The organism is Streptomyces sp. NPDC055400, from assembly GCF_053644375.1.
Genome location: NZ_JBSHLM010000006.1, coordinates 62,440 through 76,596, shown reverse-complemented (window position 1 = coordinate 76,596; position 14,157 = coordinate 62,440). Strand labels below are relative to the sequence as shown.

Below are 14,157 nucleotides of genomic sequence, written 5' to 3'. Positions count from 1 at the left end.
GGCTTCAGCTTGAGGGTTCGGCACCGCTGTCCCCGGCCGTGCGGGGGCCGTCGGCGAGGTGTTCCTGACTGCTGTGCTGTGCCTCGGTCCCGTTCTCTTTCCTGAAGGACTCGTAGATCTGCAACAGCACTTGTTTCTGGCGTTCGTTGAGCGAGGAGTCGGCGAGGATGACGGCGCGCGTCTCCACCTCTTCCCGGTCCCGCTCCGCATCGAGGATCCCGGCCCGCACGTACAGCGTCTCCGCGGAGATCCGCAGGGCCTTGGCTACCTGCTGCAGAACCTCCGCGCTCGGCTTGCGAAGGCCGCGCTCGATCTGGCTCAGATACGGATTGGACACCCCGGCGGCATCGGCGAGCTGCCTGAGCGAGAGCTGCGCACTGCGGCGCTGCTCGCGCAGGTACTCACCGAGATTGCCGACGTTGAGCGATGCCATGCTCCGATAGTGCCTCGCCGGCGCTAACTATTGCAAGCGACTGCTTGCAATAGTGCGCCACGCCACCCGGAAGGCGGCGTGAGCCCCGCCTGCCCCGGACGGAAGGCCCTACGCGCGAGGGCCCGCTCCCGGTTCTCCGTCGAGGACCTGAGCGCTGCCCACGGGCCCGTTCCTGACCGGCCGGGTGAGGATCTTGGCGACGCACGCGGGTATGACCGCGCCGGGCTCGTGACTGCGCGCCCGGTACGCGCTCGGGGTCTCGCCGACCAGCTCGGTGAAGCGCGAGCTGAACGACCCCAGCGACGTACAGCCGACCTCGAAGCAGACCTCCGTCACGCTCAGATCGCCCCGCCGCAGCAGCGCCTTGGCCCGCTCGACACGGCGGGTCATCAGATAGCTGTACGGGGTCTCGCCGAAGGCGGCACGGAAGCTGCGGGAGAAGTGGCCCGGCGACATGTGCGCGGCGCGCGCCAGGGCCGGGACGTCGAGAGGCTGCGCGTAGTCCCGGTCCATCATGTCCCGGGCCCGGCGCAGCCGTACGAGGTCGTCGAGCGTCACGCTGCCAGCGTACGGCGGGGCCCGGGCCCGCGTCCGGCCACTCGCCGCAGGCCTCCGTTCCTCGTACAGCCCTATTGCCGGTACGGATCGCCCGGATCACCGTCGAGGACGGTGATGTCCATGAGCGCCGGCTGCCTCCAGGCCAAGGGCAGGCGCAGGCCGAAGCTGCCGGTCCGCATCCCCGGGAAGGCGGGCCGCGCGTACCGGGCCGGGGCGAACCTGGCGCGCCAGGGTGCGGCCAGGGGCGAGCGGACGTGGGAGGCGTTCGCCCGGCGAGCGGGTCGGCGGGTGACAGGGCGCACCGGACGTGCGCCCAGGGGTGCGCCAAGTTGCAGATAATCCGTAACGGATCAAATTGGCTACCCTGGTACGCATGACCTCCATGGCACCCACCCGCACCGAACCGGACCTCTCCTTCCTGCTCGACCGCACGAGCCATGTGCTGCGTACGCAGATGGCGGCGGCCCTTTCCGAGATCGGCCTCACGGCCCGCATGCACTGCGTACTGGTGCACGCCCTCGAGGAGGAGCGCACGCAGGCCCAGCTCGCGGAGATCGGCGACATGGACAAGACCACGATGGTGGTGACGGTCGACGCCCTGGAGAAGGCGGGCCTCGCCGAGCGGCGCCCGTCCGCGCGGGACCGGCGGGCGAGGATCATCGCGGTCACGGAGAAGGGCGCGCAGACCGCCGTGGAGAGCCAGGCGATCGTCGACCACGTCCACGAGGAGGCGCTCGCCTCGCTCCCCGAGACGGAGCGCGAGGTTCTGCTGCGAGCGCTGAACGCGCTGGTCGACGGCCACCTGGCCACCCCGCCCGAGAGCCCGCACCCGGCCCCCCGGAGGGCGCGCCAGCACTAGGGGGTGTCCGGCGGACACCCCCTAGCCCCCCACCCCTCTCGCCACCCCGCACCCCCGACCCAGCCCCCACTCACTCCACACGCACCCGTAAAAGATAGTCTGCAACAAAACTATCTGCTACGGTCATTTCTGTTGGCCCAAGCGGCTCCCGCAGTGGCCCTTTGACAGGAGATGACCGTAAATGGCTGCCGTTTCCGCACCACTCCGCGCCCTGCCGGCGCTCCTCGCCCCCCAGCGCTCCCGGTGGCCGGCCCTCGGTGTCCTGGCCACGGGGATGCTGATGACGGTCCTCGACGGCAGCATCGTGACCGTGGCGATGCCGGCCATCCAGAGCGATCTCGGGTTCACCCCGGCCGGACTCAGCTGGGTCGTCAACGCCTACCTGATCGCGTTCGGCAGCCTGCTGCTGCTCGCCGGGCGGCTCGGCGACCTCGTCGGACGCAAGCGGCTGTTCCTCGCGGGCACGGCGGTCTTCACCGCGGCCTCGCTCCTGGCCGGCGTGGCCACGAGTCCCGAGGTCCTGATCGCCGCGAGGTTCCTCCAGGGCGTCGGCAGCGCGCTGGCGTCCGCCGTCAGTCTCGGCATCCTCGTCACGCTGTTCACCGAACCGCGCGAACGCGCCAGGGCCATCGCCGTGTTCAGCTTCACCGGCGCCGCCGGGGCCTCGATAGGGCAGGTCCTGGGAGGTGTACTCACCGACGCGCTCAGCTGGCACTGGATCTTCTTCATCAACCTGCCCATCGGGCTCGCGGCCCTCGCGGTCGCCGTGCCCGCCCTGCCCCGCGACCGCGGCCTCGGGCTCAGGGCCGGCGCCGACACGGCGGGCGCGCTGCTCGTCACCGGCGGCCTGATGCTCGGGATCTACTCCGTCGTCAAGGTCGAGGAGTACGGCTGGACTTCGGCGCGCACGCTCGGGACCGGGGCCGTCGCCGTGCTGCTGCTCGCCGGGTTCTTCGTCCGGCAGGCCAGGGCCCGTACGCCGCTCATGCCCCTGCGGATCCTGCGCTCGCGCAGCGTCGCCGGGGCCAACCTCGTCCAGATGCTGATGGTCGCCGCGCTCTTCTCCTTCCAGATCCTCGTCGCCCTCTACCTCCAGAACGTCCTCGGCTACGGCGCCGCGGAGACCGGCCTCGCCATGCTTCCCGCGGCCGCCGTCATCGGCGCGGTCTCCCTCGGCGCCTCGGCCCGCCTGGGCGCCCGCTTCGGCGAACGGAACGTGCTGCTCACCGGGATCGTGCTCCTCATCGGCGTACTCGGACTCCTCGTCCGCGTCCCCGTGCACGCGCACTACACCACCGACATCCTCCCGGTGATGTTCCTCGCGGCGGGTTTCGGCCTCGCCCTGCCCGCGCTGACCTCGCTCGGCATGTCCGGGGCGAGCGAGGCCGACGCCGGGCTCGCCTCCGGCCTCTTCAACACCACCCAGCAGATCGGCATGGCCGTCGGCGTCGCCGTGCTCTCCACGCTCGCCGCGGCCCGCACCCGCTCGCTCACCGCGCACGGCGCCACCCGCGCCGAGGCCCTCACCAGCGGCTATCACCTGGCCTTCACAGTCGGTACGGGTCTGCTCGTCGCCGCGTTCCTGATCGCTTACGTGGTGCTGCGCAGGCCCCGTACGACGGCCTGATCGCCCACCCGCCAACAACACCCCGCCGACGGAGGCGTCATGACAGCGAAAAGCGGCCCCGCACCCCGGATCCTCACCGACGAAGATCTCCAGCTGCTCCTCGCCCGCAGCCGGTTCGGAACGCTGGCGAGCGTCCGGCGCACCGGGCACCCGCACCTGTCCACCGTGCTCTACCACTGGAGCCCCGAGGAGCGCGTCGTGCGCGTCTCCACCACGGCCGACCGGCTCAAGGCCCGCCTGCTGCGGAGCGACCCGCATGCCGCGCTGCACGTCAGCGGCCCCGACGTGTGGTCCTTCGCGGTCGCCGAGGGAGATGCCGAGGTGTCGGAGGTGACAGCCTCGCCCGGCGACGCCGTCGGACGCGAACTGCTCGCCATGACACCGGGGTTCGACGATCCCGCGCAGGAGGCGGAGTTCCTGGAGCAGCAGGTGGAGGAGCGCCGCGTCGTGATCAGGCTCCGGGCGTCGCGGCTCTACGGGACGGCGCTCGACATCCCGGCGTGAGCGGGCGGCTCAGGCCGCGTCCGGCCCGAACGGCAGTGGCCGGCTGTGCACGATGTCGAGGCGGGACACGGCACGGGTCAGGACGACGTACAGCCGGTGCAGTCCGCGGCGCTCGGCCCCGGCGACGGCGGCCGGCTCGACGGCGACGACATGGTCGTACTCGAGGCCCTTGGCGACAAAGGCCCCGAGGACGGTCACGCGAGCCCGCGGATCATCCGGCCCGCTCACCTCAATGCCCTTGCTGGTCAAGGCAGTACGCAACAGCCGCACCGTCTCCTCATCGGCCGCGACGACGCCCACCGACCCCTCGTGCGCCAGCGCCTCGTGCACGGCGTCGACGGTCTCCGCGATGACGTCGTCCGTCGGGCGAATCCTCAACTCGCCGTCCTTGCGCAGGGAACGGGCGGGCGGCACGTCCACGTCGAGGAGCCCGAGGAGGCGGTTGGTGAGGGCGACGACCGCGCCGGGGACGCGGAACCCCGTCGTCAGGGGCGCGATCAGGGCGTCGGGCTTGCCCAGGTGGCCGAGCAGCTCGCCCCAGGTGCGGGCCGCCCACGGGGTGGTGCCCTGCGCGAGGTCGCCGAGGACGGTGAGCGAGCCGTACACGGCGCGGCGGGCGATCGACCGGGCCTGCATCGGGGAGAGGTCCTGTGCCTCGTCGATGACGATGTGCCCGTATCCGGCGGGGTGTTCGAGGAGCCCGGCGACCTCGTCGAGGAGGACGAGATCGGCCGCCGACCAGGAGGCCGAACGGAAGGAGCGCGGGGGTTTCGCCCACAGGACCGACCGCTGCTCGTCGGCGTCCAGGATCCCGTCCGCCGCGGCGGCGAGAGCGTCCGCGTCGCCGAGGAGCCCGGCGACGACCTCCTCAGGCCGCACCCTGGGCCACACCGCGTCGACGTACGCGCTCATCGGCCGCGCCCTGCCGATCTTCTGCAGCCAGAGGTTGTTCACCGGTCCCGACCTGCGTTCGGCCTGCTCCTGAAGGTGCCGCACGGCCCGGCTGCGGACGCGCTCCCGCCCGATCGCGTACGGGGGCTCCTCCTCGCGTACGCCCGCCACGATCCGCCCGAGCACGCCGGCCGGCACCCGCCAGCGGTACGAACCGTCCGCAATGGCGAGGGCGTCGGCGGCGGCCTCGGGCCGTACGCGGGAGTAGAGGGCGCGGTGCAGGACGTCGGCCATGCGGGCGTCGTGCTTCACGGCGGCCGCGGCTTCGGCGTCCTCGTACGTCCGCGCCCTGGCCACCGCCGTGCTGCTCTCCTCGACGAGGATTTCCTCGATAGTGGACTGCCGCACCCCGCTCTCGCCGAGCGCGGGCAGCACCTCGGAGATGTAGGTGAGGAAGGTGCGGTTGGGGCCGAGGATGAGGAGTCCGCCGCGCTGGACGCGCTGGGGGTGGGTGTAGAGGAGGTACGCGGCCCGGTGCAGGCCGACCGCGGTCTTGCCGGTGCCGGGGGCGCCCTGCACACAGACGGAGGTGCCGAGACCGGCGCGGACGAGGTCGTCCTGGTCGGGCTGGATGGTGGCGGCGATGTCACGCATGGGGCCGACGCGGGGGCGCTCGATCTCGCGGGCGACGATACGGCTGCCCTCGCCCGAGCCGGAAGCGGGAGCGGGAGCGGCACCGGACCCTTCCTCGGCCTCGCCCTCCACCGTGAGCCACTCGTCCTCCAGGCCGGTCAGATCGGCGGAGTCGCCCTTGCTGGCGGGGGCCCATCCGAAGCGGCGCCGGACCGCGACGCCTTGCGGTTCCTGGGGTCCGGCCTGGTAGAAGGCGCGCGAGACGGGGGCGCGCCAGTCGACTACGAGGGGCGGGGCGGCCGGGTGCTCACTGACGCGGCGCCGTCCTACGTGGTAGCTCTGCCCGGCGTGGTCGCCGTCACCGTCCGCGAAGTCGAGGCGCCCGAAGAAGAGCGGGACCTCGGGCAGTTCGTGCAGTTCCTTGGCCTTGCTGCGCAGCTGGTACCCGAGCACTTCGGCGTCGGCCCCGGAGGCGGAGGCGTTCTCGCCGACGATCACCTGCTCGTCGGCGCCTTCGATCATCGCGGCGAGGGCGGCGCGGCAGAGGTCGTGGTGGTGGCGTTCCTGGACGAGGGCACGGAGATCGGCGGAATCGGTCACCGAACGAGAATAACGTAACCGAGTAACGTTTTTTACTCACCCTCAAAGTGGCCGATCGCCCCGAGCCCGCCCTCCAACTGCCGAAACCCCAGCTCAGCAGCCTCCACCGCATCCGGCCACACCGCGTCGGCGCTCTCCCCCGCGGCGATCCGCCGCCAGTTCTCCATGGCGAGAACCCGCTGCACGGCAAAGATCTGCCCGGCCCCGAGCGCCGCCCCGACCCCCTCGCCGAGCGCGCCCGCCAGGATCTTCTCCGACCGCTCCTGGTACCCGTACGCCCGCGCGACCAGCGACGGGGTGCCGTAGAGCAGCCGGTGAAAGGCGAGCACCGCGGGGTGGTCGTTCAGCCCGGTCACCGGGTCGCGCCGCTCGAGCCCGTCGAGAAAGTGCGCCCGCAGCGCGGCGAGCGGGGTCACACCCTCGCCCCGCCCGGCGACGACGCGCGCGGCCTCGTCCTCGTGATCGGCGAACCGATGGAGGACCAGGTCCTCCTTGGTGGGGAAGTACCGGAACAGGGTGGGCTTGGAGATCTCGGCGGCGGCCGCGACCTCGGCGACGGACACCTTGTCGAACCCCTTCTCCAGGAACAGCCCGATGGCCGCCTCGGAGATCGCCTGATACATCCGCTGCTTCTTGCGCGCGCGCAGGCCCATGTCGCCGGTGTTCATGCGCATGAAGGGTACGCACTGCGGGAGGACGGTCGGGGCCGACACCTCACGGCAGGTGCCATCGCGGGGTCGACCCGAGCTTCCACAGGTCGTTGAAGTGCTTGGTCCACATCGCGACGGACTCCTCGGCCACCGCCGTACCCTCCCGCAGCGACCACACAGAGAGCTCCGTCTGGTAGCCCTTCGGGTCGTAGTAGTTCTCTCCTCGCCACCGCATGGTGACCGAGACGTCATAGAGGCCGTGCATCACGAGTGACTCGTTGAATATGCAGATCTTGTCACGCGGAACCCCGTCGTAGAGCCGGTATTCGCAGGTGACATTCACTCCCCGGACGTGGTCGAACTCCTCGATCTTCTCGCGGAGTTGGTTGTCATACTCCTGGCACAGATCGGCGAGCCGGTCCCTGAATCCGGGATCGTCGACGGGCTCACCGGCGAGCCCCACGCGCGAGGGCAGAGCCATCGTCCGGCTGAAGTCCGGCACCAGCATCCTGATGTTCACGTCTGTGGCGTGACCGGTGCCGTCAAGCAGCAGATTCAGCCTCTCGTAGATCACTTCCTTCAGCGTCTCCCCGGTGTAGCCGAGAAAGCAGATGTCCACCTTCCGCGCGTCGAATGCATCGCGTACATATGCGGCAAGGTTGCTGGAGGGCACACGCGTGCGGACGGGAGGCCTCTCCACGGAGGAGGCGAGGTCCTTCACGGCGTCGTACAGGACGTACGCCACGAGGCTGAGTAGCGCGCCGCCCACAAAGGTCTTTCCCTGAAGTGCGTCCCCCACCGGCTTCACGAATTCGGCGAGCATGCCGGTGACGAAGATTCCCAGCAGCATGGCCCGCACGGCCAGGTGCTCGAACCTCGCCAGGAAATCTTTCAGCCGGGCGAACACACCTCTGCCGCCAGGTCCCCCAGTGCGCGCCACGCTTCCCCCCTCACGCATCCCATCAGTGCCCATGGTCGTCACACGCGGGCGATGGAGCAAGGTGGCCGGTGGACGTAGAGGCCGCAGAAGCCCTGAGAGGCCGCTTCCGCTCCCGGCCTCAGCGGCTGCGCAGCCACCGGCGCAGGGCGCCGGCGATCTCGTCCGTCGTGGGGACCGAGCCGGGTTCCAGGCCCATCGGCCGTTCCGCGGCGAAAAGCAGCTGCCGCAGTTTCCGTGCCGTGCACGACAGTTCGGCGTCCTGGTCGCCCTGCGGTGCGTCGCTCAGAGCCGTCGCGGACCGGATCACATCCGTGTACACCGACTGCACTTTCTTGTAGTCAATCAGGAGCGGCAGATCCTTCTCCCAGCCCCGGGAACTGCCCTCCCGGACGTCCTCAACGGTCTGGCACCACGAGGTGATGACGTCAACCTCCTGGGCCTTCGGGTAACGCATGAGATACAGGTGCGTTGCCAGGTCGTACAAAGGATCACCGAACATCGCCAGCTCCCAGTCGATGACCCAGAGTTGCCACGAGTTGTCGATGATGAGGTTCTCCCGGTGGAGATCGGCGTGCAGGAGGCAGAACGGCCTCTCCACCAGCCCGAGCACGTGCTTGCGCAAACTCGTGAACGTCTCCCTGTCCACTCCGAGCCGAGCGAACAGCTCGCCGAACTCTTCCTGGTTCTTGTCGTATACCTGTTTCTCGGTGAACCGGATCAGCCGGTCAAGGAATCCGGCCGAGTCCCCCTCGGGCGCCTGGTCTTCTTTTGCACAGTTCCGGGCAATGGAGAGCGAGTCAGGGCGCACTGCGGCCATTTCACGGAACACAGTGATGAGTTGGCCGATCAAATCCGGAGGGATCTCATCGCCTGCCCCGCAAAGGGCCCCAAGGGATTCACCTTCGATGAATCGCTGCAGCCGGACCTCCTCGACCTCGAAGATCTCAGGGATGCGCGTGACCCGATTCGTCAGGGCACTGATCAGCGGCTCCTCGGATTCGAAGCATCTCCGGTCGAACCAGAGGAGTCCGCTGCGCGGTTCCCGACACTTCCATCGGCCCGGCGGGAGCGGGGCATTCGCATCAAGGGATGGGATGACATACGTCTCGTGGTGATAGCCCCTGAGTGGCCCTTCGATCGACTGTTCGTCACCGCTCAATTCGACGGCAAGTCGCCAAGCCGCCGTCGTCGATTCGGGTGCCATCGTCCATCTTTCACGAGGTGAAGCACATGCGTCATTGAAGAGCAGGAGTACGCTACTCCGTCCGTCGCCGGGACAGTGCAAGTCCGGCGCCGGAAGGATGTCGGAAGGCTGCCAAAGGGCGCAGGAAAGGGGTGCGGCTGCCTGGACCGCCCGAGCGCGCCCTCGTAGCACACTGGCGGAATGAGGACGCAGCAGGACTCAGACGCGGAGACCGGCGACGGCGAAGGAGGCCTGCGCGGCCTTCTCACGACAGCGCGAGCGGTGCTCTTCGATTTCGACGGTCCCATTTGCGGCCTCTTCGCCAGAAACCCGACCGCACCCGCTGCCAAGGAGATCCAGGAGCTGGTCCGGGCCGAGTGGGGCGAGCTGCCGCCCTCCGTAGGGACATCGCAGGACTCGCACGGCATTCTTCGGGCGCTGCGGCAGGACATGTTCTCCGAGGGAGCCCCCGTCGGCCGCCGACTGGCCACACTGAAGCAGGCCGAGGACGTCGTGACGCAGCATGAGTGGCGCGCGGTCCAGGACGCCGATCTCGAACCGCACATCAAGGAACTCCTCAGCCACTTGGCCCATCTGGGAACCCGAATGGCCGTCGTGAGCAACAACGCCGAGGCACCTATCCGGAAGTACCTCCACGGAACGGGCCTGCTGCCCTACTTCGACACGGTGATCGGCCGCGACGAGGACGAACTGAGGAAGATGAAGCCGAACCCGTACGGCGTCCTCCGCGCGCTGCGCTCACTGGAGACGGCGCCGGGGTCCTGCCTGATGGTGGGTGACCAGCTCAGCGACCTTCAGGCCGCGCATGCTGCATCCGTGCCGTTCCTTGGCTCCACCAGGAGGGCCCACCGGCGCGCCAGAATGCGTGAGTTGGGTGCAGAGGTGGTCGTAGCGAACCTGGCGCCGGTGGCAGCCTGCGCGAAGTCACTCGCTCAGACCGGCTGACACGCCACCCAGGCGCGCAGGGCCCGCTCGATCCGTCCCGGGCCGGGTACCTCAGCCAGCTGCAGCGGGGCACGCGCGACCCCAATGGCCCGGCCGATCACTGCAGCCGCCTGCTTGTAGGCCGCCTCTCCCTGATTCCGCTGCAGCCATAGAGCAGGGCGCATGACATCCGGATAGATGGACTGGGCGTGTTCGAAGTCGATGAAGTGCCGCAGGTCCTGACCGAGCCCGTGGACGGCCTCGGGGCGCCTCTCGCCCATCGCTCTGCGCCACTCCCCGATCACCTCGGCCCACTGGCCCTCGGGATAGTCCATGCGCACGAGGTGTGTGGCCAGGTCATGGAGCGGATCCCCGTACGTCGCCAGCTCCCAGTCGACGCAGATCAGCGGAGATTCCGCGGCGCCGTGGGAAATGATCACGTTGTCCCGGTGCAGGTCTCCGTGGAGGAGGCTGAAGGGTCGCTCTCCCAGCGTGGGCAAGCGTTCCGCGAACCGGGTCAGCGCATCCTCGAAGATGCCGAGATCCGTGAACAGGCCTTCGAAAACAGGCCAGTTGGGTTCTCGAATCTGTTTCTCGGCCGCGAGAGCGAGAGCCCTCAGAAAGGCACCCCCCTCCCCGTCCCTGCGCGGCCAGGATTCCGGCAGTGCTGGTAATGCGCACCTGGGCACGCGCGTCATGTCCGCGAGCAACCCGGCCAGGGCCGACACCAGACGGGAGCCCACCCGCTTGCCGTTCGGGCAGATGGCCGACAGCGGCACGCCCTCCACATAGCTGTGGATCGATTCGTCGCCCCGCCTGGCCAGACACTGGGGCACGTGCGGCAGCACCCCGCCGATCGCGTCGAGAATGCCGGCCTCGTGCTGCCAGGTCCTGATGACCACCGGCAGGGCCTCGGCCTTGCGGGTCCGCAGGGTCACTCGGGTTCCCACCGGCAGGCCAAGCCGACGGGACATCGACCCGGTCAGCGACAGCACGTAGTTCTGGTTGTGATAGCCGCTGAGAGCCGCGCCCTTCAGCCTCGCCAGCCGCTCCCATGTCTGGTCGGACATACGCCCGTAGGAGGGACTGGGGGCGGAGGATGCGCCCACTGGCTGCTCCTGGATTCACTGAGGGGTCGGAGAGTGAGCACACCCTACTGACCGTCCTGCGGGGTCACGACTCAAGCACCGGATTCAGGGACCGATGACGGGGAGGAGGTCGTATATGCCCGCGTGTGCGAAAACGGCGCAGGTCGCAGTACGGGTGCCATCGGCCTCGTCACAGTGACCCCGCTCGCGGCCGGCCTGCGGACGCGCGGCGAGACTGGTCGCGCCTGGGATCCGTGATCCTCGCTCGGTGGTCCTTCAGGCCTGATCCATCAGGATCCGCCGCACGGATTCGAGCGAACCGACGACGGATTGCGCGCCGGCCTCGTGCAACACCTTCGCCTTGTCCTCGTGATGCGCGTAGCCCAGAAAGTGGACCTCCGCCGCAATTGCCGCCTCATAGTCCGAGGGCGTGTCACCGATCATCAGCGTTGCCGTGGGGTCCGCTCCCAGAGCATTCATCGCGCGCAACAGGCAGTGCGGATCCGGCTTGAGCCGGTGCAGGTCCTGGGTTCGGCCATAGATGTGAGGGCTGAAACACTCCGTCAGGCCGCGCGTTGCCAAATAGCGCTTCGCCGCGCGCGGGGAGTTGTTCGTGGCGATCGCCAGGTGTGCGCCGACCGCCTTCCATGTCCTGATCAGCGGGTCGGCGTACTCCGTGGGCCAGGCCGAGGAGGCCGCCCGCAGTTCTTCCTGGGTGAGACGTTCCTCCAGCTCCTCCACGAGGTCGCTCTGGGGACGCCTGCGGTCGACGGCGCGCAGAACCACTTGCGGGTCGAGCGACTGGCGCTCCAGGCTGCTCAACAGGCTGTGCAAGCCCCGCACTTCGAGCCACTCCACCAGGTCGGCCGCGATGCGCTCCGCCTTACGCCGGGCAAACAGTCTGCAGATCGGCCCGTCGAAGTCGAAGATCACAAATTGTGCACTCTTGATCAGCTCGCGCAGGCCTTCTGTCTCTTCAGCCACCGGAACAGTCTGCTTCGTTGCATCAGAAGTCACTAGGAGAGTGTCAGGTCCGTGGTGATGGTTTCCCAGAGGGCGTCGAACCACTTCTGCGATTCCTCCACGAACGCCGTGTCCCGCTGACCGGCCCGCTTCTCGAACGAGAACAGCAGCGACTCCGTGCCGAGCGTGTCGTACATGTCGAGCGTGCCGCTCTCGATCTCCTCCTCGCGCCGCGTGACCAGGTAGTACGACAGGAGCGCCTCGTTCCCGTTGAGCAGGTAGAGCTTGACCGGCGGAGTGAAGGGCAGCGCGCGGAACGTGACCCGTACGTCGATGCCGTGCGAGGACCGCAGCGAGCGCAGATTGTGGCGCAGGACCTGGCCCTGCGCGTTGCGCTGGTCGAGCCAGCGCTGGTGCACGACATCACTCTCCCCGGCTCCGGCGTCCTCGACCGATACGGGAAAGGCGAGATTGATGTCCCTGCCCGGCAGCAGGATGCGCACGTCGACCGAGTCGGGGCGCATACGGCCCTCGTGGATGAAGCGCAGCGGCTCGCCGAGCGCCAGCATCAGGGTCTCCGCGGTGAGGCAGACGGCGTCGATGCTCACCTGCGGCGACGTGAACGCCTCGGACAGGCGCGGCGCCAGGCCGACCATCGTGCGCTGCGGTTCGTCGCGGGCCGGGGCCTGCTCGGCGATCCTCGGCGGGCTGCCCTTGCTCACGTTGCTGAGCAGGCCGTCCTCCTGGAGGGAGCGCAGGGCCTGCCGTACGGCGCCGCGCTCCACGCCGAACTCCTCGGCCAGTTCCGCCTGCGTCGGCAGCCGCTCGCCCGCGCGCAGCTCACCCGACTTGATGCGCTCCCGCAGGACGTCGGCGATCTCCTGCGGTGAGGTCCTTCTGCTGCCGTTCACTGCAACGCTCTCCTGAGTCACAACCAAACGCTACAACTAACCATCACTTGGCGGGAGTTGTTGATGAGTTGTTTATTCACCCTGACCAAGTGGGGACAACTTCATCGTAGTTGGTTACCAACTTGGAGCAAGATGGCCAAAGGAGGAACCACCATGTCCGTCCTCACCTTCTTCTCCGCCGTCCTCGTGATCACTTTCGAGCAGCTGGTCCAGTGGCGCTACGGTCCCGTCGGGATCGCCGGCCTGCTGCTCCTCACGATCGGCGTCAGGACGAAGAGCCCCACCTGCAGCTCCGTCGGCGCCGTACTCCTGGCGCTGATGATCGCCGGACCCGCGCTCTGACACAGGCGGGTCCCCGCGCCCTCACGGCGTGAGCGTCAGGTCCGAACTGATCGTGTTCCAGAGGCTGTCGAACCACAGATGGGACTGCTCGACGAACGTCGTCTCCCGCAGCCCCTGCCCCTGCTCGAACCGGAAGAGCATCGACCGCGTGCCCTGCACCCCGTACGTCTCCAGGTGCTCCTGGTCGATCTGCTCGTCCCGCCTCGTCAGTGTGTAGTACGCGAACAGCGCCTCGCCGCCGTTGAGCAGATAGAGCTTGATCGGTGGCGTGAACGGCAGTGCCCTGAACGTGACGTGGACGTCGATCCCGTGCGTGGAGCGCAGGGCGAGGAGATTGTGGCGCAGGACCTGCCCCTGCGCGTTGCGCTGCGCCAGCCAGTTCCTTTGGAGCCGGGCGTCCGCCGTGCCCACCCGCGTCGGGAACGCGAGGTCGATGTCGCGGCTCGGCAGCAGGACGCGGACGTCGACCTTGGCCGGATTCGAACGGCCGGCGTGGATCTGACGGAGCGGCTCACCCATCGCGAGCGTCAGCGAGACCGCGGTCAGACAGAGGGCGTCGATCTGGACGTGCTGGGCGCCGAACGCGGCGGTGACCCGCGGGCCGAGCCCCGCCATCGTGGGCTGGGGCGGCGATCCCGGGCCGGTGAAGAGGGGGCCCGTGTGCCGCGCGACGGTGGCCGGGGCCCCCTGGGACACATCGGCGAGCAGGTGTTCCGAGCGCAGGACGCGCAGGGCCTGGCGCACGGCGGCGCGCTCCACGCCGAACTCGTCGGCGAGGCGGGCCTGGGTCGGCAGTCGTTCACCCGGCCGCAGCCGGCCCGCCCTGATCCGGGCGCGCAGCTCGTCGGCCACCTGGCGATACGTCGCCGGCGGCTCCTGGTGGCCGTTGACCGCGGCAGGTTCCGAACCCACAGACGAACCCTACAACTTCCCGCCATCTTTGGGGAGTTGAGGGAAAGGTGGTTATGAGTCGGCGTTGAGCGGAGATAAGTTCAGTGGAGTTGGTTGCCAACTTGAGCCACCTGGTCGG

Annotated in this window: 16 protein-coding genes; 5 read left to right on the top strand and 11 right to left on the bottom strand. The window is 68.9% G+C overall.

Features of this window, described 5'->3' with window-relative positions:
• Nucleotides 1-4 precede the first annotated feature (4 nt).
• From ACWIGU_RS17360 to ACWIGU_RS17350, 3 genes are all read right to left on the bottom strand, one after another.
• Nucleotides 5-433, bottom strand: a complete 429-nt coding sequence (locus ACWIGU_RS17360; protein ID WP_454401753.1) for a helix-turn-helix domain-containing protein — start codon at nucleotides 431-433, stop codon at nucleotides 5-7.
• A 108-nt stretch (nucleotides 434-541) separates the two neighbouring features.
• Complete coding sequence (locus ACWIGU_RS17355) at nucleotides 542-991, bottom strand: helix-turn-helix transcriptional regulator (protein ID WP_356273797.1); 450 nt, start codon at nucleotides 989-991, stop codon at nucleotides 542-544.
• Between the two features lie 71 nt (nucleotides 992-1,062).
• Nucleotides 1,063-1,293: a hypothetical protein gene (locus ACWIGU_RS17350; protein WP_454401751.1), complete on the bottom strand. Its 231-nt coding sequence runs from the start codon at nucleotides 1,291-1,293 to the stop codon at nucleotides 1,063-1,065.
• Nucleotides 1,294-1,364: 71 nt separating this feature from the next.
• Between ACWIGU_RS17350 and ACWIGU_RS17345 the strand changes: the two genes are divergently transcribed.
• From ACWIGU_RS17345 to ACWIGU_RS17335, 3 genes are all read left to right on the top strand, one after another.
• A complete protein-coding gene (locus ACWIGU_RS17345; protein ID WP_454401749.1) occupies nucleotides 1,365-1,850 on the top strand; it encodes a MarR family winged helix-turn-helix transcriptional regulator in 486 nt (161 codons plus the stop codon).
• Nucleotides 1,851-2,031: 181 nt separating this feature from the next.
• The gene (locus ACWIGU_RS17340) at nucleotides 2,032-3,477 is read left to right on the top strand and encodes an MFS transporter (RefSeq protein ID WP_454401747.1); all 1,446 of its coding nucleotides are present in this window, start codon (nucleotides 2,032-2,034) and stop codon (nucleotides 3,475-3,477) included.
• A gap of 39 nt (nucleotides 3,478-3,516) precedes the next feature.
• Nucleotides 3,517-3,981, top strand: a complete 465-nt coding sequence (locus ACWIGU_RS17335; protein ID WP_454401745.1) for a TIGR03618 family F420-dependent PPOX class oxidoreductase — start codon at nucleotides 3,517-3,519, stop codon at nucleotides 3,979-3,981.
• Between the two features lie 9 nt (nucleotides 3,982-3,990).
• Here ACWIGU_RS17335 and ACWIGU_RS17330 read toward each other — a convergent pair whose 3' ends face one another.
• The 4 genes from ACWIGU_RS17330 to ACWIGU_RS17315 form a co-directional block, all read right to left on the bottom strand.
• On the bottom strand, nucleotides 3,991-6,105 hold the full coding sequence (locus ACWIGU_RS17330; protein ID WP_454401743.1) for a HelD family protein: 2,115 nt from the start codon (nucleotides 6,103-6,105) through the stop codon (nucleotides 3,991-3,993).
• 32 nt (nucleotides 6,106-6,137) lie between these two features.
• A complete protein-coding gene (locus tag ACWIGU_RS17325; RefSeq protein ID WP_454401742.1) occupies nucleotides 6,138-6,773 on the bottom strand; it encodes a TetR/AcrR family transcriptional regulator in 636 nt (211 codons plus the stop codon).
• A gap of 46 nt (nucleotides 6,774-6,819) precedes the next feature.
• Entirely contained in the window at nucleotides 6,820-7,728 is a 909-nt protein-coding gene (locus tag ACWIGU_RS17320; protein ID WP_454402368.1) for a hypothetical protein, read from the bottom strand.
• Nucleotides 7,729-7,813: 85 nt separating this feature from the next.
• Entirely contained in the window at nucleotides 7,814-8,899 is a 1,086-nt protein-coding gene (locus ACWIGU_RS17315) for a phosphotransferase family protein (protein WP_454401740.1), read from the bottom strand.
• 180 nt (nucleotides 8,900-9,079) lie between these two features.
• Here ACWIGU_RS17315 and ACWIGU_RS17310 point away from each other — a divergent pair, with 180 nt between their 5' ends.
• Nucleotides 9,080-9,844 (top strand): HAD family hydrolase, encoded by a 765-nt coding sequence (locus tag ACWIGU_RS17310; protein WP_454401738.1) that lies wholly within the window; start codon nucleotides 9,080-9,082, stop codon nucleotides 9,842-9,844.
• On the opposite strand, the gene ACWIGU_RS17305 is transcribed toward ACWIGU_RS17310, so the two are convergent.
• The 3 genes from ACWIGU_RS17305 to ACWIGU_RS17295 form a co-directional block, all read right to left on the bottom strand.
• Nucleotides 9,832-10,893 carry an aminoglycoside phosphotransferase family protein gene (locus ACWIGU_RS17305; protein ID WP_454401736.1) on the bottom strand — a complete coding sequence of 354 codons (1,062 nt, stop codon included), beginning with the start codon at nucleotides 10,891-10,893 and terminating at the stop codon, nucleotides 9,832-9,834. The genes ACWIGU_RS17310 and ACWIGU_RS17305 overlap by 13 nt on opposite strands.
• A 294-nt stretch (nucleotides 10,894-11,187) precedes the next feature.
• Nucleotides 11,188-11,895, bottom strand: coding sequence for an HAD family hydrolase (locus ACWIGU_RS17300; RefSeq protein WP_454401734.1), 708 nt, complete (start codon nucleotides 11,893-11,895; stop codon nucleotides 11,188-11,190).
• A 32-nt stretch (nucleotides 11,896-11,927) separates the two neighbouring features.
• Nucleotides 11,928-12,812: a GntR family transcriptional regulator gene (locus ACWIGU_RS17295; protein WP_454401732.1), complete on the bottom strand. Its 885-nt coding sequence runs from the start codon at nucleotides 12,810-12,812 to the stop codon at nucleotides 11,928-11,930.
• Between the two features lie 126 nt (nucleotides 12,813-12,938).
• On the opposite strand from ACWIGU_RS17295, the gene ACWIGU_RS17290 reads away from it, so the two are divergent.
• Nucleotides 12,939-13,127 (top strand): hypothetical protein, encoded by a 189-nt coding sequence (locus ACWIGU_RS17290; RefSeq protein ID WP_454401730.1) that lies wholly within the window; start codon nucleotides 12,939-12,941, stop codon nucleotides 13,125-13,127.
• 21 nt (nucleotides 13,128-13,148) lie between these two features.
• Here the strand turns inward: ACWIGU_RS17290 and ACWIGU_RS17285 are convergent, their stop codons facing one another.
• On the bottom strand, nucleotides 13,149-14,039 hold the full coding sequence (locus tag ACWIGU_RS17285; RefSeq protein ID WP_454401728.1) for a GntR family transcriptional regulator: 891 nt from the start codon (nucleotides 14,037-14,039) through the stop codon (nucleotides 13,149-13,151).
• Between the last annotated feature and the right edge of the window lie 118 nt (nucleotides 14,040-14,157).

What these genes read in the sequence shown, in the direction of transcription:
- ACWIGU_RS17345 (WP_454401749.1), top strand. Translation starts at nt 1,365, where the DNA reads ATGACCTCCATGGCACCCACCCGCACCGAACCGGACCTCTCCTTCCTG.
- ACWIGU_RS17335 (WP_454401745.1), top strand. Translation starts at nt 3,517, where the DNA reads ATGACAGCGAAAAGCGGCCCCGCACCCCGGATCCTCACCGACGAAGAT.
- ACWIGU_RS17320 (WP_454402368.1), bottom strand. Translation starts at nt 7,728, where the DNA reads ATGGGCACTGATGGGATGCGTGAGGGGGGAAGCGTGGCGCGCACTGGG.
- ACWIGU_RS17360 (WP_454401753.1), bottom strand. Translation starts at nt 433, where the DNA reads ATGGCATCGCTCAACGTCGGCAATCTCGGTGAGTACCTGCGCGAGCAG.
- ACWIGU_RS17325 (WP_454401742.1), bottom strand. Translation starts at nt 6,773, where the DNA reads ATGAACACCGGCGACATGGGCCTGCGCGCGCGCAAGAAGCAGCGGATG.
- ACWIGU_RS17310 (WP_454401738.1), top strand. Translation starts at nt 9,080, where the DNA reads ATGAGGACGCAGCAGGACTCAGACGCGGAGACCGGCGACGGCGAAGGA.
- ACWIGU_RS17340 (WP_454401747.1), top strand. Translation starts at nt 2,032, where the DNA reads ATGGCTGCCGTTTCCGCACCACTCCGCGCCCTGCCGGCGCTCCTCGCC.
- ACWIGU_RS17305 (WP_454401736.1), bottom strand. Translation starts at nt 10,893, where the DNA reads ATGTCCGACCAGACATGGGAGCGGCTGGCGAGGCTGAAGGGCGCGGCT.
- ACWIGU_RS17290 (WP_454401730.1), top strand. Translation starts at nt 12,939, where the DNA reads ATGTCCGTCCTCACCTTCTTCTCCGCCGTCCTCGTGATCACTTTCGAG.
- ACWIGU_RS17315 (WP_454401740.1), bottom strand. Translation starts at nt 8,899, where the DNA reads ATGGCACCCGAATCGACGACGGCGGCTTGGCGACTTGCCGTCGAATTG.